This is a genomic window from Streptomyces sp. NPDC026538, assembly GCF_055567535.1.
Window position 1 is genome coordinate 190232 of sequence record NZ_JBVHQG010000008.1, and the last position, 21072, is coordinate 211303.

The window sequence follows — 21072 nt, forward strand, 5'->3', positions numbered from 1 at the left end:
TGTCCCGAAAAGGTAGCTGACGGCCCGTCAGCTGTCTGTACCCTCAGTCGGTTTCGCCCGCGACCACCAGCCGGCGCAGGTGCTCGGAGATCTCCGCACGCGCCCCGGCCGGCAGCCCGGCGTCGGTGACCAGCGTGTCGACCTGCTCCAGCTTGGCGAACGAACTCAGGCCCACCGTGCCCCACTTGGTGTGGTCGGCGACCACCACGACCCGCCGGGCCGACTGCACCAGGCGGCGGTTGGTCTCCGCCTCCGCGAGGTTCGGCGTGGACAGACCCGCCTCGACCGATATGCCGTGCACGCCCAGGAACAGCAGGTCGAAGTGGAGTGCCCCGATCGCCTGGTCGGCCACCGGGCCGACCAGCGAGTCGGACGGGGTGCGCACCCCGCCGGTCAGGACGACGGTCGCCGCGCCCTGCCGCTGCCCGGAGACCCGCTGCGCCGCGTGGAAGACGTCCGCGACCCGCACCGAGTTGGTCACCACGGTCAGGTCGGGGACCTCCAGGAGCTGATGGGCCAGCGCGTACGTCGTCGTACCGCCGGACAGGGCGATCGCCGTACCCGGCACGACCAGCTCCGCTGCGGCCCGGGCGATGTCCTCCTTGGCGGTCAGCTCCAGACCGGACTTGGCCTCGAACCCCGGCTCGTGCGTGCTCGCCTCGACCACCGGCACCGCACCGCCGTGCACCTTCTCCAGCACGCCCTGCCGGGCCAGCGCGTCCAGGTCCCGGCGTACGGTCATGTCCGACACACCGAGCTTGCGGGTCAGCTCGTTGACCCGAACGCCACCCCGGCGCCGGACCTCGTCCAGGATCAGGGCGCGGCGCTGCTCCGCGAGGAGGTTCTGGTTCTCGCTCACGTACGCTCCGGTCCTCTCGCCTCAAGCCGTCCGACAGGCCCTGCGTACCGGCTCCGACCAGGACATTCCGCCCGGCTCCGGTGCGTGGGCGCCCCATCCTTTCACGGGCCCCCACCGGTTGCGCCACTCCCTGTGTCGGTGCGCACATGTCATTCGGTCACCACGTGTTCCCTCAGGTGTCACACACATCGGGGAGATTCCGTGGCGAGTGGTGTGCGTCACACCGGAATCGGAGATCCTGAAGCCCGCACGGACACTGACCATCGGCGCGTGACGGGGGAAGTGCGAGAAGAGTGGAACGCGCGCAGGAACGCACCAACGGCGACCCCGCGGAGCGACCGGTGGCAACGGGGACCGAACCCGCCCGACCGCCCGACACCCCACGGCCCGACCCGGCCGGGCGGCTCGTCGCGCGGACGGCCGGGTCGGCCGGGCGGGGTGGTTCTGTCCAGCGGCTCACCGGCGGGAGCAGTGAATCCGTCGAGCGGTCCGCCGTGCCGGAGATCGACCTGGAACTGCTGGTGCACGGCGTCGGCGGCAGCACGCCCGAGAAGATGCTCGGTGACCCGCGCACGGTGCGGATCACCGGCGACGACACGGCAGCCGTCTTCCGGCGCGCCGTCGACGTCGACGCCGAGTCCCGGCCCGGCGACTACGGCGACCGCCCGGTGCCCGAGGCGTACGTCTGGTGCAACCTCACCTCCGGCAACGCCTCCCGCGCCCTGTGGCTGCTGCTCCTGCCGTTCATGGTGGTCAACCTCGCCCACTGGATGCGCCCCGCCGCCCAGGACCGGCCGCGCACCGTCCGCTTCTACGGCCTGCTGGTCCGGCTCGTCGGCCTCACCCTGACGGTGCTGCTGGTCGCGGCCGCCTGCGAGGTCGCCCTGGACCTGGCCGCCTGGCAGTGCGCGGGCGTCACCGCCTGCGCCGGCCGGCACTCCTGGCTCGTTTTCCTCTCACCCACCGGCTCCGCCGGCGGCTGGTGGAGTGCCCCCGGACGCCGGCTCGGCCTGGCCGCCCTGGTGCCCACCGCGCTGACCGGACTGCTCTGGTACCTCTCGCACCGCACCTGGAGCGCCTACGAGTCCACCCGGCCCCTGGCCCACGACGCCGAACCCGGGCACACCTCCCTCGGCAGCCCCGGCTTCTGGTACGGGCGCCGGCTGGTGGCCCGGCTGCGTGCCGCCCACACCACGGCGGGCCTGCTCACCGTCGCCGCCGCGGTCCTCGCACCGGCGGCCGCCTTCGACCGCCGGACCGGCGGACCCGCCGTACTCGACGCGGCCGGGTGGCTGCTGTCCGGTGCAGTGGCCGCCCTGGCGGTCGCCGCGGTGTGGGTGGTCTGCCGCCGGGGCCGCAGCGAGAACCTCCTCGACCAGGAGCTCGACCGGCAACTGGTACGCCGCCTGCCGCTCGGCGCGCTCGCCCTGCTGGTCCTCGTCGCGCTGTACGCCGGCTGGTCCCGGCCCGGATGGCGGTCCGTGGGGCGGCTTGCCGGGGATCCGGCCTTCGGCGGCCTGGTGCTGGCCCAGGGCGTGCTGGTGATCGTCCTCGGGGCCGTCGCCCACGACCTGCACCGCCGGCTGCCCGATCCGCGTGCCGCGATGCGCGGTCTGGGCGGCCCCGCGGTCGCGCTGCTCGCCTGCGCGCTGGGTGGGGTGATCTCGGCCGGGGTCGCCCAGCGGGTCTCCGACTGGCTGGACGGCACCGGAACCTCCATCGCCGGTCCGCCGGTCCTGCTGACCTGGCAGGCCTCGGCGATCCCGCCCGTCCTCGTGGTGCTGCTCGCCGCGGTCGCCTGGCTCTCCTGGCGGACCTCGCGGCTCGGCCACGCCGAACGAGCCGCCGTAGGCCTCGACCACGTCGGCGAGCCGGAGGACACGGCACGCACCCGCCGTATCGCCGGAGTCCGTGCCATGGCCGCCCTCACCGACCGGACGCCGCTCGTCGTCACCGTGCTGTGCGCCGCCACGCTGGTGCTGGGCGCCGGCGCGCTGGTGGGCGCGCTCGCCACCGGGAAGACCCCGGACGCGGCCGCCGACCGGACCTACGCCCTGGTGCACGGCGCGGCCCAGGTCTCCCAGGCACTCGGCTCCTGGCTGGTCGGGCTCGGCTTCGTACTCTTCGTCACCTGGGGCCGGCGTGCCTACAAGGACGCCGCAGCCCGGCGCACCATCGGCATCCTCTGGGACGTGGGCACCTTCTGGCCGCGCGCCGCCCATCCCTTCGCCCCGCCCTGCTACGCCGAGCGCGCGGTCCCCGACCTGACCTGGCGCATGGACACCTGGACCCGCCGCACCGGCGGCCGGCTGGTCATCTCCGGCCACTCCCAGGGCAGCGTCCTCGCGGCCGCGGCGGCCTGGCAGCTGACCCCGTCGGTGCGCAAACGGGTCGCCCTGCTGACCTACGGATCCCCGCTGGAGCGCCTGTACGGCCGTTGGTTCCCCGCCCACTTCGGCCCGGCCGAGCTCGGCTCCCTGCACCGTGAGGTCGCCTGCTGGCGCAACCTCTACCGCCTCACCGACCCCATCGGCGGCCCGGTGCGGATCGCCGACGGCGACGGTCCTGCCGTCGACCACACGCCCCTGAAGGACCCCCTCGCCTACGGACGCACCCCGGGACACCCGCTCCCGGCCCCGATCCTGGGCCATTCCGACTACCAGGCTGACCCGGCCTTCGCCGAGGAACGGGAACGGCTGCTGGTCCGGCTACGCCCGGAACTGCCCGGGCAGCGGCCGCAACCGGCGGGCTGATCAGGAGAGTTCCGGAAGGTCCTCCGCGTACAGCAGGGTGAGGTCGTCGGTGCTCGGGTCGGCGAGCTGGGCGACCCGGCTCGCGTGCCGTTCGACCATCGCCTCGAACGTCTGCCGGGCGGTACGGCCGTTGCCGAACGCGGGGCCCTTGGGGAGCACCGTGAAGTACGTCCGCAGCGCCTCGGAGGCGCCCGGTGCCAGGCGGTACTCGTGCTCGTCGGCCTGCTGTTCCACGATCCGCAGGAGTTCGTCCGGGCCGTAGTCGCTGAAGGTGATGGTCCGGGAGAACCGGGACGCCACGCCGGGGTTGATCGAGAGGAAGCGCTCCATCTCCTCCGTGTAGCCCGCGACGATCACCACCACGGCGTCCCGGTGGTCCTCCATCAGCTTCACCAGCGTGTCGATGGCCTCCTTGCCGAAGTCCCGCCCGGCGTCCTCCGGTGACAGCGCGTACGCCTCGTCGATGAACAGCACACCGCCGTGCGCCCGTTGGAACGCCTCCTGGGTGCGGATCGCCGTGGAGCCGATGTGCTCACCGACCAGGTCGACCCGGGACACCTCGACCAGATGGCCTTTCTCGAGCACTCCGAGGGAGGCGAGGATCTCGCCGTAGAGCCGGGCGACCGTCGTCTTGCCGGTGCCGGGGGAGCCCGTGAACACCAGGTGCCGCTTGACCGAGGCGGCCTTCAGACCGGCCTGCTGACGGCGCCGGCCGACCTCGATCATGTCGGTCAGCGCACGGACCTCACGCTTGACGCTCTCCAGGCCGACCAGCGCGTCGAGTTCACCGAGCACCGCCTTGGAGGTGCGGGCCGGCTCCTGGGTCGCGGCGGGGGTGAGAAGCGGTTCCTGTTCGGTGCTGCGCTGGCCGGGGATCGCGCCCAGCAGGCCGGCGGTCTGGTGCGCGGTCTGCACGGCCGGCTCGTGCGCCGCGGACGGGCGCAGGCTGCCGCTCTCGTCGCTGGTGCAGTCCTCCACCACCGGGCCGGTGCCGGAGCCCGCGTCCGGGCCGCCGTCGGCGAACTCGTAACCACCGCGCGCGCACCGCTCCGTACGGCACTTGCGCAGCGTCGTACGGCAGCCGTCGATCACATGGAAGCCGTAGCCGCCGCTGCCGGTGACCCGGCAGTTCTGGAACGTGCCGCGGCCGCCCGCCGACACATAGAATCCCGCCTCGGCGGGGGAGTCCACCGTGCAGCGCTCGAGAGTGGGGTCGGCGCCCTTGGTGACGATCACTCCGGTCTGGGTGCCGTCCACCGTACAGTTGTTGAGGGTGCCGCCGCTGCCGTGGTCGCGGAACCAGGCGCCGGTGGCCGCGTCCCGGATCCGGCAGTCGTCCAGCTGCGCGGTCGCCCCGTCGCTCACCGACACCGCCGTGTTGCGCACCTGGGAGAGGTCGCTGTCGACGACGTCCGCGCGGGAGCCGCGGTCCAGCACGAACAACGCGTCCGGTACGTCGTGCACCCGGCAGGAGTCCAGGACGGCGGTGGCCCCGTCGCTCACCCACACCGCCGGGTAGTCGCCCGTGCTGTCGAAGATCTCGCACTGGTTGGCGTCCACGCGGGTGCCCGGGTCCCACACCGACAGTCCGTTGCGCCCGAACTGGCGCACGGTCGTCCGCGTCAGCGTCAGCACCGAGCGCGAGCGCAGGTCGACCGCGTTCTCCGGGATGTCGTGGATCCGGCAGTCGGCGAGGGTGAGTACCGCGTCGGTGTCGAGGGTCACGCCGTCGGCGGTGGTGCGGTGCACATCGCAGTCGGTGAGGTGCGCCGTGGCCCGAGCGGTGACCTGCACGCCGGAGCCGCGCACCTCGTAGATCTCGCAACCCACGGCCTCCAGCGCGGAGTTCTCACCGGTCGCCGTCACTCCCGTGCCCGAGGCGTGGTGGATCCGGCAGCGCTCCAGGCGCGGGTGGCCGCCGCCGCGCACCGCGACGCCCGCCTGACCGGCCGCCACGACCTCGCACTCCTCGAACACGCCACCGCCGCCGTCGAGTACGGCGATGCCGATGCCGGCCGGGTTGTCCACCGTGCAGCGCCGCACGGTCGGCCGCGCGCCCCCGCGCACCTCGATGCCGGCGGCGGAGCGCGTGACGATCCGCATGTCCAGCAGCTCGGGGGTGCCCTCCTCGACGAGCAGCGCGGGCGCGGCCGCGTCCTGGCCCTCGACATGCAGGTCCTGTACGACCGCAGAGGCCCGCACGGTCAGCGGCACGCCGTCCGCGGGCGCGATGCGCACCGAGCCGGGCGAGCCCTCCGGGCCGCGCAGCGTCACCGCGCGCTGGACGACGAGGTTCTCCCGGTAGGTGCCGGGCGCGACCGTCAGGACGTCGCCGTCCGCGGCGGCCTCCAGGGCGGCGGCGAGCGACGCGTACTCACCTGTGCGGCGCCGCCACCTCGATGTGCCGGTGTGCGTCACCTGGACCGTGCCCTGTGCCATGGCGTTGCTGAGCCCCCACCTCGTCGTACAGATCGCTTGCTCGCCTCGGGGCGGCCACCTCGGAGGATGCCCGGCCCCTGCGGTCCGCTCGCGCGCGGGTCGATACCGAATGCGCTTCGGCCGGTCCACCGTAGCGTGCGCCGAGGTGGTGCACCGACCACAGAGAGAAAGGCCCTCAGCTGCCGGTGCCGGCCTTGCCCCAGTCCGGGCCCGCCCGGTCCCAGGCCTGGTCCCAACGCGCGTACCTGCGACGGACCATACGCCAGACGATCATCCTTCTGCCGCTCTCGACCAGACCCGCGGCGAGCAGGGTCGCGCCGAACCCCGCCAGCACGGCATGGGTCGTCGCGGTGGCGGAGTCCAGCGGGCGGGCCGTCAGCAGACCGTGCCGGTCCGTCCAGATGCCGAAGTGGTCGCCCTTGTGCGGGGACTTGATGGCCGTCAGGGTCGCGCCGTGCTGCCGGGTGCCGTCCGGTGCGGTCCAGTCGGCGAGGACGCGGCTGCGGGTGTCGTGGGCGCTGGTGGCGTCGGGGTCGGGTTCGACCAGGGAGCCGCCCAGCTTCCGTACGACGGTGGCCGTGACCAGGTGCCGGTCGTGGTGCTGCTGCCGGACGGACCGCTGAAGGGTGTCCTGGGCGGCCACCCCGACGAGCGAGCCGAGTACGGGCGCGGCCACCACGATCAGCAGCAGTGCCACCAGGGCCACCCAGGCCTCGACCAGGTCGGTCGCACGGCGCAGCGGATTGCGCCGCCAACGCCACAGGCCGCGGATCGCTCGCACCGTCCACCACCCCCTTCCGCTCCGTGATAACCCCCGCCCGAGCCGTTCATCCGGGAGCCCGGCCGAAGAGAGAGCGAAATCACCCCGGCAAGGGCTTTCAGGAACTACTCACGACGCCCAACGACCGGACTGCGGGCTTGGGTTCCCCCAGGGGCGGAGATCACTCGGGTCGCAGTCGAAGCAGGCTCGGGGGGGAGCTTCATGGGGAGCGGGCGGGCGCTCGTCGGCGTGGTCGCCTCGTGCCGTCAGGAAGGGGAGGGCGTCGAGCGGGCCCGGGGCCCGGGCGGTGATCAGCGGCGGACGGCCCTCGCGGCGCGGCGCACGGTCTCGCACGGCAGCGCGTGGTCCGGGCAGAGCGGGCGGCGGGGGCGTCCGTGCGGACGAGGCGGGCGGCGGCTGCCAGGTGATCGCCGCACCAGGCGTACGAGGCACCGGCCGCGAGGGCCGCCTCCTCGCACCAGGCGTACGAGGCACCCGCCGCGAGGACCGCCTCCCCCTTCGTACCTTCCCCTTCGTGCCGAAGACGTCCGCCGGCACTGCGGCCGCGGGCTCCGGGACCGGAGCCTTCAGCGGGCCACGCCCGGGGCCCGGGCGCGGACGGACGAATCCCGCCACCGGACGGCAACTGGGCGGCGGCCGGCGCTAGGCGTGGGCGCGTGCAGGCGCGGGTGCGTGCAGGCGTGGGTGCGTGCGCTGGGTGACGACCTTTCCCCCGTCGTCGATCAGAGCCCAGCGTCGGTCACCGGCCGGCCTCCAGGGCTCTGCGACGGCCTGCCGGGGCGGGAGGCCCCGGAGCGCCTTGACCGGGTGTACACGCGTCGACCGCGGTTCGGCGACCCCATGACGTCATCGTGCCGGGCGGCACTGACATCAGGGGGTGCCGATCAGTAGCCGCGGTACTGCTGCTGTTGCTGATTGTTGTACGGGTCCTGGTACGGAGCCGTCGGCGCGGGGCGCGGAGCCGCCGGGCGCATCGCCTCGTACCCGGTGCCGCCCATCATCGGGCGCGGCGGCTGCGGCTGCTGCTGGCCCGGGTAGCCACGCGGTGCCGTCGCCTGCTGGGGGATGTACGCCGTGGGCGCCTGCTGCAGCGGAGCGGGCTGCTGCATCTGCGGGTAGCCGTAGCCGGGGGCCGGCTGGGAGGGGCCCGCCGGGAGGGCGGGCAGTGCCGACGGGAGCGCGGGCAGGTTCAGGCTGCTGGGCGCGTCGTAGGCGGGGGGGACCCGGATCGGGGCGATCTGCGGGGTGCCCCGCTCGGCCACGAGGGAGTCGTAGATCGGAGTGTCCGGGAAGGAGGCGGAGTAGTAGCCGCCGCCATAGGTGGAGCGGGGGGAGGTCATGGCACATAAGTTAAGCCCACGATGTGCTGGTTGGGGAGACCGATAAGAGGGTTGTTTTCCGTGTCGGCAGTGACGCTGGATCCCCAATCCGAGCGAACTCGGCAAAAAAGGACGGCAATCGACGTTCTGATCGCGTAAAGGCCGAGTTCCGCGCTGGTTACCGGCGGTTGGCCAGGGATCTTCCTGTGCCGCTCATGGGACTTCCCTGTCCTCGGGAATAGGTTGTGCGGGTAGGGATGACCTGGGACCGCCGGGCGCGCCCGGCATGTCGACACGCGATGGGGGCGGACATGACAATGTCGAAAGGATCCAATACACCGGTGCCGACCACGGCACTGCGTGTCGAATTGGGCTGGCGCTCCGGTCCCGGTGCCCCCGACGCGGACGCCTCGGCGTTGCTGCTGGTCGCCGGAAAAGTGCGCTCCGACGGTGACTTCGTCTTCTACAACCAGCCCGCACACGCCTCAGGCGCGGTCCGCCACGAGGGCAAGCGGCACTCCGGCGGCCAGGTCACCGACACCCTTTTCGTCGACCTCGCGCGCGTGGAGGCCCCGATCGAGAAGATCGTCCTGGCGGCCTCCGCCGACGGCGGAACGTTCGGCCAGGTACCCGGTCTCTACATCGAGGTGCGGGACGCGGCGGACGGGAGTGTGGTCGCCCGGTTCGACAGTGCCGGCGCCACGGTGGAAACCGCTTTCGTCCTCGGTGAGTTGTACCGGCGCCAGGGCGGCTGGAAATTCCGGGCCGTGGGACAGGGCTACAGCAGCGGGCTCGAAGGGCTCGCCACCGACTTCGGGATCACCGTGGACGAACCGCAGCATGCCGCGCCCCCGCCCGTCCCCCAGGCCGCCCCAGCCGTCACGCCCACGGTGACCGCGCCCCTCGCCGCCCCGGTGCCCCCGCCGCCCGGTGGACTCCCCTTCCCGCAGCACCCGGCGCCGACCTCCGGCGGCCTGCCGGTCCCGCCGCCCCCGCCGGCCGCGCCCGTGCGCCTGTCCAAGGTGACGCTCACCAAGGCGGCGCCCGCCGTCTCCCTGGCCAAACAGGGCGGCACCTCGGGCTCGCTGCGCGTCAACCTCAACTGGCAGGTCCGCAAGCAGTCCCCGGGTGGCTGGGGCGGCCGGCACGGCGGCTCCGACCTCGATCTCGACCTGTGCGCCCTGTACGAGCTCGCCGACGGCCGCAAGGGCGTCGTCCAGGCACTGGGCAACGCCTTCGGCTCGCTCGGCAGGCCGCCGTACATCCATCTCGACGGCGACGACCGTACCGGTGCCGTGGCGAGCGGGGAGAACCTCACCGTCAACCTCGACCACAAACAGGACTTCCGGCGCATCCTGATCTTCGTGACCATCTACCAGGGCGCCAGGTCCTTCGCCGACCTGCACGCCACCGTGACCCTCCAGCCCCAGCACGGCGCCCCGATCGACTTCTCCCTGGACGAGTGCACGGTCCCCTCGACCGTGTGCGCGCTCGCCCTGCTCACCAACACCGGCGGTGACCTGGTCGTACAGCGCGAGGCGCGCTATCTGGTGCCGGATCGCGGGGTGAGCCCGCAGCGGACCGTCGACCGGGCCTACGGCTGGGGCATGAACTGGACCCCCGGCCGCAAGTGACCGTGACGGAGCGGGTCAGCCCTCGTCGGCCACGGCGCCCGGACGCGCGTACGTACGGCCCTTCCAGGCCGCCCCGCGCCCGCGGTAGTGCTGTACCGCCGAGTCGACCGTCATCAGGAGATAGAGGAACGCGGTGAACGGCAGCAAGGGGGCGAGCCACAGCGGCTGCCGGTAGTAGCGGAGCATCGGCACGTACGTCGCGGTCATCACCAGCCAGGCCCCCGCACCGACGAGCGCCGCCGCCGCGTCCCCGGTGACCGCTCCCGCCAACACCGCGGCCGGGGGCACCAGGTACACCAACGCGAGACCCGCCACCGTGCCGAGGAGCAGCAGCGGGTTGTGCCGCAGCTGCGCGTACGCGCTGCGGGAGACCATCCGCCACAGGTCGTGCAGGCGGGGATAGGGCCGCACGCTGTCCACCCGGTCCGCGAGCCCCAGCCAGATGTGCCCGTCGGCACCCTTCACCGCGCGGGCTAGCGCCACGTCGTCGATCACGGCGTGCCGGATCGCGTCCGGGATGCGCGCCTTCTCCGCCGTGTCGGCGCGCAACAGCACACAGCCGCCCGCCGCGGCCGCGGTACGCGCCCCCTTCCGGCCGATCCGGCGGAACGGGTACAGCTGGGCGAAGAAGTAGACGAACGCGGGGACCACGAGCCGCTCCCACAGGCTCGCCACCCGCAGCCGGGCCATCTGCGAGACCACGTCGAAGCCCCCGGTGCGCGCCGCCGCCACCAGCAGCCGCAGGCTGTCCGGCTCGTGCGCGATGTCCGCGTCCGTCAGCAGCAGATACTCGGGGCCACGCGCGCGTGCCAGCGAGATGCCGTGCCGTACCGCCCACAGCTTGCCCGTCCAACCGGCCGGGGGCTCGCCGGGCGAGGCCACGGTCAGCGGCAGCCCGCCGTGATGTGCGGCCAGTTCCCGGGCCAGCCCCCCGGTGCCGTCCGTACTGCCGTCGTCGACCAGGACCACCTCCGCCCGCCCCGGGTAGTCCTGCGCCAGCAGCGACGGCAGACTCAGGGGCAGTACCGCCGCCTCGTCCCGGGCGGGCACGACCACGCACACATCCGGCCATTCCCCGGGATCGCCCTGGGGCGGCAGCCGGACGTCGGTGCGCCAGAAGAAGCCCTGGCAGAGCAGCAGCCACAGCCAGGCGGCGAGGGATACGGCGGCGGTCCACACGATGGCGCTCACCCGCGCAGTCTGCCCCATGGGACCTGCCACCAACGGCCCATCGTCTATCGTGGCCGGGTGAAGATCGCGCTCATCGACTCCGGCATCGGCCTGCTGGCGGCCACCGCAGCGGTACGACTGCTGCGCCCCGACGCGGATCTCGTCCTCTCCTTCGACCCCGAGGGCATGCCCTGGGGGCCTCGCACCCCCGAGGGCATCACCGAGCGTGCCCTGGCCGTCGCCGAGGCCGCCGCCGCCCGTCGGCCCGACGCGCTGATCGTCGGCTGCAACACGGCGACCGTGAACTCCCTGTCGGCGCTGCGCGCCCGCCTGGAACCCGGCATCCCCGTCATCGGCACCGTCCCGGCGATCAAGCCGGCCGCGGCCGGCGGCGGCCCCGTCGCGATCTGGGCCACCCCCGCGACCACCGGCAGCGCCTACCAGCGGGGTCTCATCGCGGCCTTCGCCGACGGCGTGCCGGTCACCGAGGTGCCCTGCTGGGGCCTCGCCGAGGCCGTGGAACACGCCGACCAGGCGGCCGTCGACGCCGCCGTGAGCGCGGCGGCCGCGCTCACACCGGACGACGTGACGACCGTCGTCCTGGGCTGCACCCATTACGAACTCCTGGCGGAACGTATCCGCGCCGCCGTGCAGCCCCCCGGCGCCGCGCCCGTCGTCCTGCACGGCTCCGCCGGAGCGGTGGCCGCCCAGGCGCTGCGCCGGATCGGTGCGCAGCCCGCCCCCGACGCACCGGCCACCGGGACGGTGACGGTGCTGCTCAACGGCCGCGAGGGCGAGCTCCCGGAGGCCGCGCTCGGTTACGCCGAGGCCCGGCTGCTGCGAACGGCCAGCCACGCCGCCTCCCAGTGACCCTCCGGGGTCGCGGATACCGCCGATGTGAGCAGTCACCCTCCGCAACGCGGTGCCCGCGCAGCGAAACCTGAGTAATCTCGTAGACATGAGGGACCACCCCCACGACCGCTCCCCGGCCGAGGACGCCCCGCACCCGGATGTCTGGACGGGGCGTGCCACCAACCGGGTCCAGTGGCTGATGGCGCTGGTCGGCGCGGCCTGTATGGCGCTCGGCGTCGAACTGGCCGTGGACTCGGCCTGGACCTCGGGGATCGCGCCGCTGGTGATGTCGGTCGTGGGCTGCATCGCCGCCGGGCTGCTGGTCCTCTTCGGAACCCTCGCCTTCGTGCATGTCGATCTGAAGCTCGACAAGGAGTGCCTCGAAGTCCGGTGCGGGCATATAGGGGTACCGCGCCGTCGCATTCCGCTCTCCCATGTGGTCGGCGCCGACTTCACCCCGCAGATCACGCCGCGTCAGTGGGGCGGCTGGGGCTATCGCTGGCGGCCCGAGAAGGGCACGGCCGTCGTCGTCCGCCGCGGCGAGGGCATCGTGCTGCGCCTGTGGGACGGCCACACCTTCACCATCACCGTGGACAACGCCGAGTCGGCGGTCCGGGTCATCAGGGAACGCCTGCGGACGATCACACCCGGCACCGCGCACTGAGGTAGCCCACGGGACTGTGTGGCTCGGACACATGTGTGCCTGCCATTGGGATGTCGGCGTCCGCGCACGTCGGTTTCAACTCGGTGGGACACCCGCCACCCAGGGCCGGGCCGTCGCCAGACCCGCGAGCAGGCCCGCGCCCGCCGACACCGTCGTGAAGCTCAGGGCGTTGCCGACCGCGGAGACCGCGGCCAGTGCCGTGAGCGCCGCGCCCGCGGTGAGCACGACCGGCGTGGAGCGGGTCGATCGCCACAGCCCGTAGAGGATCCAGCAGAACGCGGCGGCCAGCAGGAGGACACCGACCAGACCCTGTTCGGCGGCCTGCTGGAGCGGCGCGGAGTGCGGCCTGCCGTCGGGCGGCAGGGCTTTGGACGCGGCGCCGCTCAGCTCGCCGAACCGCCCGGGGCCGACGCCCAGGGCGCTGTTGCGGCGGGCCAGATGCAGGGCGTCGCGCCACAGCTGGACGCGGCGCTCGGTGAGGGGACCCGCCAGGGCGGCGGTGAGGCCGGCGGGCAGGACGTTCGCGGCGACCGCCCACACCATGCCGGTCACCAGCGCGGCCGCCGAGCCCAGTCCCGCGATGCCCGCGCCCCGGCGGCGTATCCGGCCGGCAGCGAGGGAGCACAGCAGCACGGCGGCACTGGCGGCGCACCCCGTCGCCGAGCCCATGACGGCACCGGTCACCGCGATCCCGGCGGCCAGCGCCCGCAGCCCGAACCGCAGCTCCGTCACCGGTGTCGCCCAGGCGGCGCAGCACACGCCACCCGTCGCGAGGACCAGCAGCGCCGCGACGGCACCGGCATGGCCGAGCGGCGTGGTGAACTGAGAGCCCGTGGCCGCCTGCGGCATCGCCACCGCCGTCGCCAGTCCGGCCAGCGCGCCGACACAGGGTGCGGCCACCGGCCACAGCGACCCCGCCATCCGGCCCGCGGCATAGCCCGCGGCCACGGCCAGCACCGCCAGCAGTACGCCCTCGGGCCGTCCGTCGCGCCCGGCAGCCGAGAGCAGCGGCCACACGGCGCATGCTCCCAGCACCACGACGCCCACCGCGTCAGAAACGTTTCGTCTGTCGTTGTCCGCATCCGTTCCGGCAGCGGACGTCATCTCGGTCGACCCCACCGTCGCCCCCCGTACCCGGTCCCCCGACCTGTGGCGGGCCCCGCCGCCCGCCTCGGTCACCGTAACCGGTGATGCCCGGTTTGTGGATGACTTGAGCGGGAACGGTGTGATTCCTGCATGCCGAGACCGTGCTGTCGGCCGCGAGGGCGGCCGCCGTACACTCCCGGAGTGACCGCCACCGCAACTTCCGTCGACCAGTCGGACCAGCTCACACCGCGCCCCGCGCCCCGGGCACGCGGCCTGCGGCTGCTGCTCCGTCTGGTCCCGGCCGCCACTGCCGCGCTCAGCGGAGTGCTGCTGTACGTCAGCTTCCCGCCGCGCACCCTGTGGTGGCTGGCCCTGCCCGCCTTCGCCGGACTCGGATGGGTGCTGCGCGGCCGCGCCTGGAAGGCGGCCCTCGGCCTCGGCTATCTCTTCGGACTCGGCTTCCTGCTGCCCCTGCTGGTGTGGACCGGCGTCGAGGTCGGTCCGGGGCCGTGGCTCGCGCTGGTGGCGATCGAGGCGATCTTCGTCGCCCTGGTGGGTGTGGGCGTCGCCGCCGTGTCCAGGCTGCCGGCCTGGCCGGTGTGGGCGGCCGCCGTGTGGATCACCGGTGAGGCGGCACGCGCGCGCGTGCCGTTCAGCGGCTTCCCGTGGGGCAAGATCGCCTTCGGTCAGGCGGAGGGCGTCTTCCTGCCGCTCGCCGCGGTGGGCGGCACCCCCGTCCTCGGATTCGCCGTCGTGCTGTGCGGATTCGGTCTGTACGAGGTGGTGCGCCTGGCCGTCGAGGGGCGCCGCACGCCGGAGATCCGGCGCGGTGCGGCGGCCGCGGCCCTGCTCAGCGTGGCCGTCCCGGTGGTCGGCGCGATCGCCGCGCGGACGCTGGTGAGCGACAAGGCGCAGGACGGTTCCGTCACCGTCGCGGTCATCCAGGGCAATGTGCCGCGCGCCGGTCTCGATTTCGCGTCCCAGCGGCAGGCTGTCCTCGACTACCACGTGAAGGAGACGCTCAAGCTGGCCGCCGACGTCAAGGCCGGCAAGGTTGCCAAGCCGGACTTCGTGCTGTGGCCGGAGAACTCCTCCGACGTCGACCCGTTCACCGACGCCGACGCGGCCGCCGTGATCGACGAGGCCGCCACGGCGATGGGTGTGCCCATCTCGGTCGGCGGGGTCGTCGAGCGGGGCGGCAAGCTCCTCAACGAGCAGATCCTCTGGGACCCGGCCAAGGGCCCGACGGCGACGTACGACAAGCGGCAGATCCAGCCCTTCGGCGAGTACCTCCCGCTGCGCGGTCTGGTCGGCGCCATCAACAAGAACTGGACCAGCATGGTCCGGCAGGACTTCAGCCGGGGCACCAAGCCCGGTGTGTTCGACATCGACGGCACCAAGGTAGGCCTCGCCACCTGCTACGAGGCCGCGTTCGACTGGGACGTGCGGGACACCGTCACGCACGGCGCCGAGATGATCTCCGTGCCGAGCAACAACGCCACGTTCGACCGCAGCGAGATGACCTACCAGCAGCTCGCCATGTCCCGGATCCGCGCCGTCGAGCTCAGCCGGACGGTCACCGTGCCGGTGACCAGTGGCGTCAGCGCGATCATCATGCCGGACGGGAAGATCACCCAGAGGACCGGCATGTTCGTGCCCGCCTACCTGGTCCAGAAGGTGCCGCTGCGCACCTCCGAGACCCCCGCGACCAAGCTGGGCATCCTGCCCGAGATCGCGTTGGTCCTGGTAGCGGCGGGCGGGATCGGCTGGGCGATCGGCGCGGGGCTGCGCTCCCGGCGCGCCGGTGACGCGTAGCCGTACACCCGCTGTACGCCCCGTGGCTTCGGCCGTTCGGGAGAACCGGGCGGTTAGGGTCGGCGCATGGCCACTCCTGACTTCATCCATGCGATCCGGGCCTCCGCCGGCCACCAGCTGCTGTGGCTGCCCGGGATCACCGCCATCGTCTTCGACGACGAGGGCAGAGTGCTCCTGGGTCGTCGTACCGACACCCGCAAGTGGTCTGTCATCGGCGGCATTCCGGATCCCGGGGAGCAGCCCGCGGCGTGCGCCGTGCGCGAGGTCTTCGAGGAGACGGCGGTGCGCTGTGTCGCCGAGCGGGTGGTCCTTGTCCAAGCGCTCAACCCCGTCACCTACCCGAACGGCGACGTCTGCCAGTACATGGACATCACCTTCCGCTGCCGGGCCGTCGGTGGCGAGGCCCGCGTCAACGACGACGAGTCGCTGGAGGTGGCCTGGTTCGACGTGGACGCCCTGCCGGAGCTGAACGAGTTCGGTGTGTTCCGGATCAAGCAGGCCATGTCGGATGCACCCACATGGTTCGACGCTACGACTTTCAGCTGAAGTATGTGCGCTGACCCTATGTGGTCCCGGGGGAGGGCCGCCTAGGGTCGGATCATGAGCTCGCCCAGCCTCCTCCCCGACCCCCACGCGCCCACCCTCGACCTGCGCGGCCGCACCGCTCTTGTCACCGGTGCCGCCGGCGGCATCGGCCGCGCCTGCGCGCTGCGCCTCGCGGCCGCCGGAGCCGAGGTGAGAGCCGTGGACCGGGACGCGGCCGGGCTGGCCGAACTGAGCGAGGCGGCCGGACGGGTCGCCGGCCCGGCGGCCGGTGCCGTCGAGCCGTACCTCCTCGACCTCACCGACCTGGACGCGGCCGAGCGTGCCGCCGCCGGCACCGACGTCCTCGTCAACAACGCCGGCATCCAGCTGGTGCGGCCCATCGAGGAGTTCCCGCCGGACGTCTTCCACACCGTGCTGACGGTGATGCTGGAGGCGCCGTTCCGGCTCATCCGGGGCGCGCTGCCGCACATGTACGGGCAGGGCTGGGGGCGGATCGTGAACGTCTCATCCGTCCATGGGCTGCGCGCCTCCGCCTTCAAGTCCGCCTATGTGGCCGCCAAACACGGTTTGGAGGGACTCTCCAAGACGGCTGCTCTTGAGGGCGCACCCCATGGTGTGACCTCGAACTGCGTGAATCCCGGTTATGTGCGCACCCCACTGGTCGAGAAACAGCTCGCCGACCAGGCCCAGGCGCACGGCATCCCCGAGGAACGGGTGCTGTCCGAGGTGCTTCTCACGGACACCGCCGTGAAGCGGCTCCTCGAACCGGAGGAGGTCGCCGAGGCCGTGGCCTATCTCTGCGGTCCCCAGGCGTCCTTCGTCACGGGCACCTCGCTGGTGCTCGACGGCGGCTGGACTGCCCACTGAAGGGCCGGCAGCCGCCGGTCCGCGAGTTTTCCACAGGCCCGACGGGCCGCGGTGGCGATGCGGAATCCTGTGACCATGTCGCGCAATCACGTGCAGTCCGCCAGGCGGCCGGCCCCGGCAGAAGCGGTCGGCGCCCTCGCCGAGGGTGCCGAGATGCTCTCCGGTGCCGAGTTCACCTACCTCGAACTGCTGGCCAGGGGCGCCGCGGCGGAGGCCTACGAGCAGCCGCTGCTGGTCGCCCGTGCCGAAGGCAGCCCGCCCGAGCGGATCGCCGCCCTGGAGCGGGCCAGACTCCTCGCGCTGCGGGTCCGCACCGAGCTGGAGGGCAGACGACGGCGTGAGGCCGAGCTGTCCGCGCTCTTCGAGACCGCGCACGACCTGGCGGGACTGCGGGACGTGGACGCGGTACTCCAGGCGATCGTCCAGCGCGCCCGCTCCCTGCTCGGCACGGACGTCGCCTACCTGAGCCTCAACGACCCGGCGCGCGGCGACACCTACATGCGGGTCACCGAGGGCTCCGTCGCGGCCCGCTTCCAGCAGCTGCGGCTCGGCATGGGGGAGGGGCTCGGCGGGCTCGTCGCACAGACCGCGCGGCCCTACGTCACCGACGACTACTTCAAGGACGACCGCTTCCAGCACACCCTCACCATCGACGCCGGGGTGCGCGACGAGGGCCTGGTCGCCATCCTCGGGGTGCCGCTCATGCTGGGGCCGCACGTCATCGGCGTGCTGTTCGCGGCGGACCGGCGGGCGCGGGTCTTCGAACGGGAGCAGATCGCGCTGCTCGGCTCCTTCGCGGCGCTGGCGGCGGCCGCCATCGACGGGGCGAACCTGCTCACGGAGACCCGTTCGGCCATGGCCGGCCTGGAGCGGGCCAACGAGATCATCAAGGACCGCAGCGCCGTGATCGAACGGGCCTCGGACGTCCACGACCGGCTTGCCGAACTCGTGCTGCGCGGCGGCGGAGTCCATGACGTGGCCGCAGCCGTCTCCCAAGTCCTCGGCGGCATCGTGGAGTTCACAGAAACCGCGGATGCCCGCTCGCTGGCGACCTCGCGCACGGAAGGGCACGCGGTCCGGCACGGCGCCGACTGGATCGCCGCGGTCGCCGCCGGCGGCGAGCTGCTCGGCGCGCTGGTGCTGCGTGGCCACCCCGGCCTCGACCCCGTCGACCAGCGCACCCTGGAACGCGCCGCCATGGTCACCTCGCTGCTCCTGCTGGCCCGCCGCTCCGCCGCCGAGGCCGAACAGCGCGTGCGTGGCGAGCTGTTGGACGACCTCCTCGACGCCCGCGACCGCGACCCGCGCCAACTACGCGACCGCGCCGCCCGGTTGAACGCCGACCTCGACGCGACCCATGTCGTACTGGCAGCCCGGCTGGACGGTCCGGCGGCCGCCGCCGAGGACGAGGCGGCCGCCCGCCGCCGGCTCTGGTCGGCCGCCTCCCACCTGGCCACCACCCGGCACGGCCTGGCCGCGGCCCGCGACGGCGGCACCGTCCTGCTGCTGCCCCTCGACCCCGGCGACACCGCCGCCGATGTGGCCCGGCGCACCGCCCGCCACCTCGGCACCGCCGTCCACCAGCCGGTGACCGTCGGCGCCTCCGCGCCCGTCGCCGATCTCGCCGCACGGCCCGACACCGTGGTCGCCGGCTATGCCGAGGGCCGCCGCTGCCTCGACGTGCTCCACCTCCTCGGCCGGGGCGGGGACGGCGCCGCGGCCGAGGACTTCGGCTTTCTCGGCCTGCTCCTCGCCGGCGAACGGGACGTCGCCGGATTCGTCGAACGCACCATCGGTCCGGTCGTCGCGTACGACGCACGGCGCGGCACGGAGCTGCTGCGCACCCTCGACGCCTACTTCGCCTGCGGGATGAGCCCGGCCCGGACCAAGGACGACCTCCATGTCCACGTGAACACGGTGGCGCAGCGGCTCGAACGGGTGGCCCACCTCCTGGGCGACGACTGGCAGAGCCCCGCACGTGTCCTGGAGATCCAACTGGCGCTGCGCCTGCACCGGTTGGTGGCACCGGCGGAGCGCCGCTGATCCCCGGGAACCAGCGGCGCACGCTCACCCGGTGTGCGCGTCGGCCCTGCTGCCCGCCGTCACGGTCCCGGTGCCGTCGTCGGCCAGGTCCCGCCGCCGGGTCTCCTTCGCCGCGGCCACCGCGACCAGGGTGAGCAGCGAGGCCGCGATCACGTACAGGGCGATCGGGGTCGAGCTGCCGTAGTCGGACAGGAGAGCGGTGGCGATCAGCGGAGCCGGTGCCCCGGCGGCGACGGAGGCGAACTGGGCGCCGACGGAGGCGCCTGAGTAGCGCATCCTGGTCGCGAACATCTCGGAGAAGAAGGCGGCCTGGGGCGCGTACATCGCGCCGTGCAACACCAGACCGACGGTCACCGCCAGCACCAGGTACCCGAACCGCCCGGTGTCCACCAGGGCGAAGAACGGGAACATCCACAGCCCGATCCCGGCCGCGCCCAGCAGGTAGACCGGCCGCCGCCCGACCCGGTCGGAGAGCGCGCCCCACGCCGGGATCACGGCGAAGTGCACGGCGGAGCCGATGAGCACGGCGTTCAGCGCGGTCTGCTTGGAGACATCGGCGGACGTGGTGGCGTACACGAGGATGAAGGCGGTGATGACGTAGTAGCTGATGTTCTCCGCCATCCGCGCGCCCATCGCCACCAGCACATCACGCCAGTGGTGCCGCAACACCGAGACGAGCGGCGGCTCTTCGGGCGCTCCGGCACTCCGGCGGGCCTCGGACCGTGCCAACGCCTCGCGGAACACGGGCGATTCGTCGACGGAAAGGCGGACCCACAGTCCGACGACCACCAGGACACCGGAGAGCAGGAACGGGATCCGCCAGCCCCAGCTCACGAAGGCGTCGTCCGACAGCACGGCGGTGAGCAGCGACAGCACACCGGTCGCGAGCAACTGCCCGGCCGGCGCCCCGGTCTGCGGCCACGACGCCCAGAACCCGCGCCGGCGCGCGTCCCCGTGCTCGGACACCAGCAGCACGGCGCCGCCCCACTCGCCGCCGAGCGCGAATCCCTGCACCAGCCGCAGCAGGGTCAGCAGCACGGGCGCCGCGCTGCCCACCGTGGCATGCGTGGGCAGCAGTCCGATGGCGAAGGTCGCCCCGCCCATCAGCAGCAGGCTCAGCACCAGCAGCCGCTTGCGCCCCAGCCGGTCCCCGTAGTGCCCGAACACCAGCGCGCCCAGCGGCCGGGCCGCGAACCCGACGGCGTAGGTCAGGAACGACAGCAGTGTGCCGACGAGCGGGTCGGAGCCTGGAAAGAACAGCTTGTTGAAGACGAGGGCGGCCGCGGAGCCGTACAGAAAGAAGTCGTACCACTCGATGGTGGTGCCGATGAGGCTCGCGGCGACGATGCGCTTGAGGTTGTTCGGGGCCGGTGGAGCGGTTGCGGGCGACGACATCGGCACCACTTCCTGGGGTGTGACGGGGACGTTTGCGTGTCGCCACACCGTAGGAATCCGCAGGTCACACGCACATGTGGCGGGGCAACATAGTTCGAGGGTTGGCTATGCGTGCGGCCACCATGCCGGCTCGTGGAAAGACGGTTCAGGGGATCGCTGGTGGTCGAAACGAGTGCCGTCCGGGACGCGTAGTTCAGGGTGATTTGACGGTGCGGTGCTGACTCCCGTGCTGGTTTGGTGCTGACTAAAAGCCCACGTCATCACCTGTGCTCACCGCTCCCGTGCTGACTACACTCCGTTGAACTCGGACATCTTGGGGCTGATCGGCTCAGGGCCGTTGCGCGGTAGGCGACCTGACTGATGGGCCGACCCGGCTTTGCCGTTCGGCTCTGCGGACACGGACAAAGCGCTGCGCCTGGGTGTGGTGCGCGTTCGTCCTTCGATGGACTCAGCTCGGGACACAAGTTTGTCCTGCTGACCCTGGCCCGGCTGGTGCAGCACACCACCGAACGCACCCTCGTCCTGATCGACGAACCGGAGGGGCATCTCCACCCCCCGTTGCTGTCTACGTTCGTGCGAACCCGGTTCGAGCTGCTGAGAGACCGCAACGGCATCGCGATCATTGCCACGCACTCGCCCGTAGTGCTCCAGGAGACGCCCCGGGAGGCCGTTCGGGCCCTACGCAGAGCGGGCGACGATATACGTGTCGATCGCCCCGAGATCGAAACGTTCGGCGAGAACGTAGGCAGATCCGTCTTCTGGCGTCCACGTGGTCCGGGTCGGGAGTGTTTGCCCTGGTCAGGGCCTTATGGTTCAGGTGCGTCGACACAGTTGGTGACACGCATGTGA

16 protein-coding genes and 1 pseudogene are annotated in these 21072 nt (G+C 72.7%); 9 read left to right on the forward strand and 8 right to left on the reverse strand.

Going from position 1 to position 21072, the window contains the following annotated elements; translation table 11 throughout:
- Positions 1-43: 43 nt before the first annotated feature.
- Positions 44-859 carry a DeoR/GlpR family DNA-binding transcription regulator gene (locus ACZ4N4_RS30400; protein ID WP_450764014.1) on the reverse strand — a complete coding sequence of 272 codons (816 nt, stop codon included), beginning with the start codon at positions 857-859 and terminating at the stop codon, positions 44-46.
- Positions 860-1200: 341 nt separating this feature from the next.
- Here ACZ4N4_RS30400 and ACZ4N4_RS30405 point away from each other — a divergent pair, with 341 nt between their 5' ends.
- Complete coding sequence (locus tag ACZ4N4_RS30405) at positions 1201-3612, forward strand: hypothetical protein (RefSeq protein WP_467594711.1); 2412 nt, start codon at positions 1201-1203, stop codon at positions 3610-3612.
- Here the strand turns inward: ACZ4N4_RS30405 and ACZ4N4_RS30410 are convergent, their stop codons facing one another.
- The 4 genes and pseudogenes from ACZ4N4_RS30410 to ACZ4N4_RS30425 all read right to left on the reverse strand — a co-directional run bounded on the left by ACZ4N4_RS30410 (position 3613) and on the right by ACZ4N4_RS30425 (position 8172).
- Positions 3613-6051, reverse strand: a complete 2439-nt coding sequence (locus tag ACZ4N4_RS30410) for a right-handed parallel beta-helix repeat-containing protein (RefSeq protein ID WP_467594714.1) — start codon at positions 6049-6051, stop codon at positions 3613-3615.
- 175 nt (positions 6052-6226) lie between these two features.
- Entirely contained in the window at positions 6227-6832 is a 606-nt protein-coding gene (locus tag ACZ4N4_RS30415) for an Rv1733c family protein (protein ID WP_467594717.1), read from the reverse strand.
- 642 nt (positions 6833-7474) lie between these two features.
- Positions 7475-7588: pseudogene (locus ACZ4N4_RS30420) on the reverse strand (MOSC N-terminal beta barrel domain-containing protein); the annotation flags it as partial.
- Positions 7589-7716: 128 nt separating this feature from the next.
- Positions 7717-8172, reverse strand: coding sequence for a DUF6643 family protein (locus tag ACZ4N4_RS30425; protein ID WP_351712867.1), 456 nt, complete (start codon positions 8170-8172; stop codon positions 7717-7719).
- Positions 8173-8450: 278 nt separating this feature from the next.
- Between ACZ4N4_RS30425 and ACZ4N4_RS30430 the strand changes: the two genes are divergently transcribed.
- Positions 8451-9785, forward strand: coding sequence for a TerD family protein (locus tag ACZ4N4_RS30430; RefSeq protein WP_467594720.1), 1335 nt, complete (start codon positions 8451-8453; stop codon positions 9783-9785).
- A gap of 15 nt (positions 9786-9800) precedes the next feature.
- Here ACZ4N4_RS30430 and ACZ4N4_RS30435 read toward each other — a convergent pair whose 3' ends face one another.
- Positions 9801-10994 (reverse strand): glycosyltransferase, encoded by a 1194-nt coding sequence (locus ACZ4N4_RS30435; protein ID WP_467594723.1) that lies wholly within the window; start codon positions 10992-10994, stop codon positions 9801-9803.
- A gap of 39 nt (positions 10995-11033) precedes the next feature.
- Between ACZ4N4_RS30435 and ACZ4N4_RS30440 the strand changes: the two genes are divergently transcribed.
- Both ACZ4N4_RS30440 and ACZ4N4_RS30445 read left to right on the forward strand, forming a co-directional pair.
- Positions 11034-11825: a glutamate racemase gene (locus tag ACZ4N4_RS30440; RefSeq protein WP_467594725.1), complete on the forward strand. Its 792-nt coding sequence runs from the start codon at positions 11034-11036 to the stop codon at positions 11823-11825.
- Between the two features lie 88 nt (positions 11826-11913).
- Complete coding sequence (locus tag ACZ4N4_RS30445) at positions 11914-12471, forward strand: hypothetical protein (protein ID WP_453564191.1); 558 nt, start codon at positions 11914-11916, stop codon at positions 12469-12471.
- Between the two features lie 75 nt (positions 12472-12546).
- Here the strand turns inward: ACZ4N4_RS30445 and ACZ4N4_RS30450 are convergent, their stop codons facing one another.
- The gene (locus ACZ4N4_RS30450) at positions 12547-13575 is read right to left on the reverse strand and encodes an O-antigen ligase family protein (protein WP_467594728.1); all 1029 of its coding nucleotides are present in this window, start codon (positions 13573-13575) and stop codon (positions 12547-12549) included.
- A gap of 183 nt (positions 13576-13758) precedes the next feature.
- Between ACZ4N4_RS30450 and lnt the strand changes: the two genes are divergently transcribed.
- The 4 genes from lnt (at position 13759) to ACZ4N4_RS30470 (ending at position 18828) form a co-directional block, all read left to right on the forward strand.
- A complete protein-coding gene (lnt, locus tag ACZ4N4_RS30455; RefSeq protein ID WP_467594731.1) occupies positions 13759-15372 on the forward strand; it encodes an apolipoprotein N-acyltransferase in 1614 nt (537 codons plus the stop codon).
- A 66-nt stretch (positions 15373-15438) separates the two neighbouring features.
- Positions 15439-15918: an NUDIX hydrolase gene (locus ACZ4N4_RS30460; protein ID WP_360491558.1), complete on the forward strand. Its 480-nt coding sequence runs from the start codon at positions 15439-15441 to the stop codon at positions 15916-15918.
- Positions 15919-15972: 54 nt separating this feature from the next.
- A complete protein-coding gene (locus ACZ4N4_RS30465) occupies positions 15973-16785 on the forward strand; it encodes a 3-hydroxybutyrate dehydrogenase (RefSeq protein ID WP_467594734.1) in 813 nt (270 codons plus the stop codon).
- Positions 16786-16860: 75 nt separating this feature from the next.
- Positions 16861-18828: a helix-turn-helix domain-containing protein gene (locus ACZ4N4_RS30470; protein WP_467594737.1), complete on the forward strand. Its 1968-nt coding sequence runs from the start codon at positions 16861-16863 to the stop codon at positions 18826-18828.
- A gap of 24 nt (positions 18829-18852) precedes the next feature.
- On the opposite strand, the gene ACZ4N4_RS30475 is transcribed toward ACZ4N4_RS30470, so the two are convergent.
- Positions 18853-20223, reverse strand: coding sequence for an MFS transporter (locus ACZ4N4_RS30475; RefSeq protein WP_453564205.1), 1371 nt, complete (start codon positions 20221-20223; stop codon positions 18853-18855).
- Between the two features lie 360 nt (positions 20224-20583).
- On the opposite strand from ACZ4N4_RS30475, the gene ACZ4N4_RS30480 reads away from it, so the two are divergent.
- On the forward strand, positions 20584-21072 hold the full coding sequence (locus ACZ4N4_RS30480; protein ID WP_467594741.1) for an AAA family ATPase: 489 nt from the start codon (positions 20584-20586) through the stop codon (positions 21070-21072).

What these genes read in the sequence shown, in the direction of transcription:
- ACZ4N4_RS30430 (WP_467594720.1), top strand. Translation starts at nt 8,451, where the DNA reads ATGGGGGCGGACATGACAATGTCGAAAGGATCCAATACACCGGTGCCG.
- ACZ4N4_RS30425 (WP_351712867.1), bottom strand. Translation starts at nt 8,172, where the DNA reads ATGACCTCCCCCCGCTCCACCTATGGCGGCGGCTACTACTCCGCCTCC.
- ACZ4N4_RS30435 (WP_467594723.1), bottom strand. Translation starts at nt 10,994, where the DNA reads ATGGGGCAGACTGCGCGGGTGAGCGCCATCGTGTGGACCGCCGCCGTA.
- ACZ4N4_RS30450 (WP_467594728.1), bottom strand. Translation starts at nt 13,575, where the DNA reads ATGACGTCCGCTGCCGGAACGGATGCGGACAACGACAGACGAAACGTT.
- ACZ4N4_RS30475 (WP_453564205.1), bottom strand. Translation starts at nt 20,223, where the DNA reads ATGTCGTCGCCCGCAACCGCTCCACCGGCCCCGAACAACCTCAAGCGC.
- ACZ4N4_RS30465 (WP_467594734.1), top strand. Translation starts at nt 15,973, where the DNA reads ATGAGCTCGCCCAGCCTCCTCCCCGACCCCCACGCGCCCACCCTCGAC.
- ACZ4N4_RS30480 (WP_467594741.1), top strand. Translation starts at nt 20,584, where the DNA reads ATGGGCCGACCCGGCTTTGCCGTTCGGCTCTGCGGACACGGACAAAGC.
- ACZ4N4_RS30460 (WP_360491558.1), top strand. Translation starts at nt 15,439, where the DNA reads ATGGCCACTCCTGACTTCATCCATGCGATCCGGGCCTCCGCCGGCCAC.
- ACZ4N4_RS30445 (WP_453564191.1), top strand. Translation starts at nt 11,914, where the DNA reads ATGAGGGACCACCCCCACGACCGCTCCCCGGCCGAGGACGCCCCGCAC.
- ACZ4N4_RS30410 (WP_467594714.1), bottom strand. Translation starts at nt 6,051, where the DNA reads ATGGCACAGGGCACGGTCCAGGTGACGCACACCGGCACATCGAGGTGG.
- ACZ4N4_RS30470 (WP_467594737.1), top strand. Translation starts at nt 16,861, where the DNA reads ATGTCGCGCAATCACGTGCAGTCCGCCAGGCGGCCGGCCCCGGCAGAA.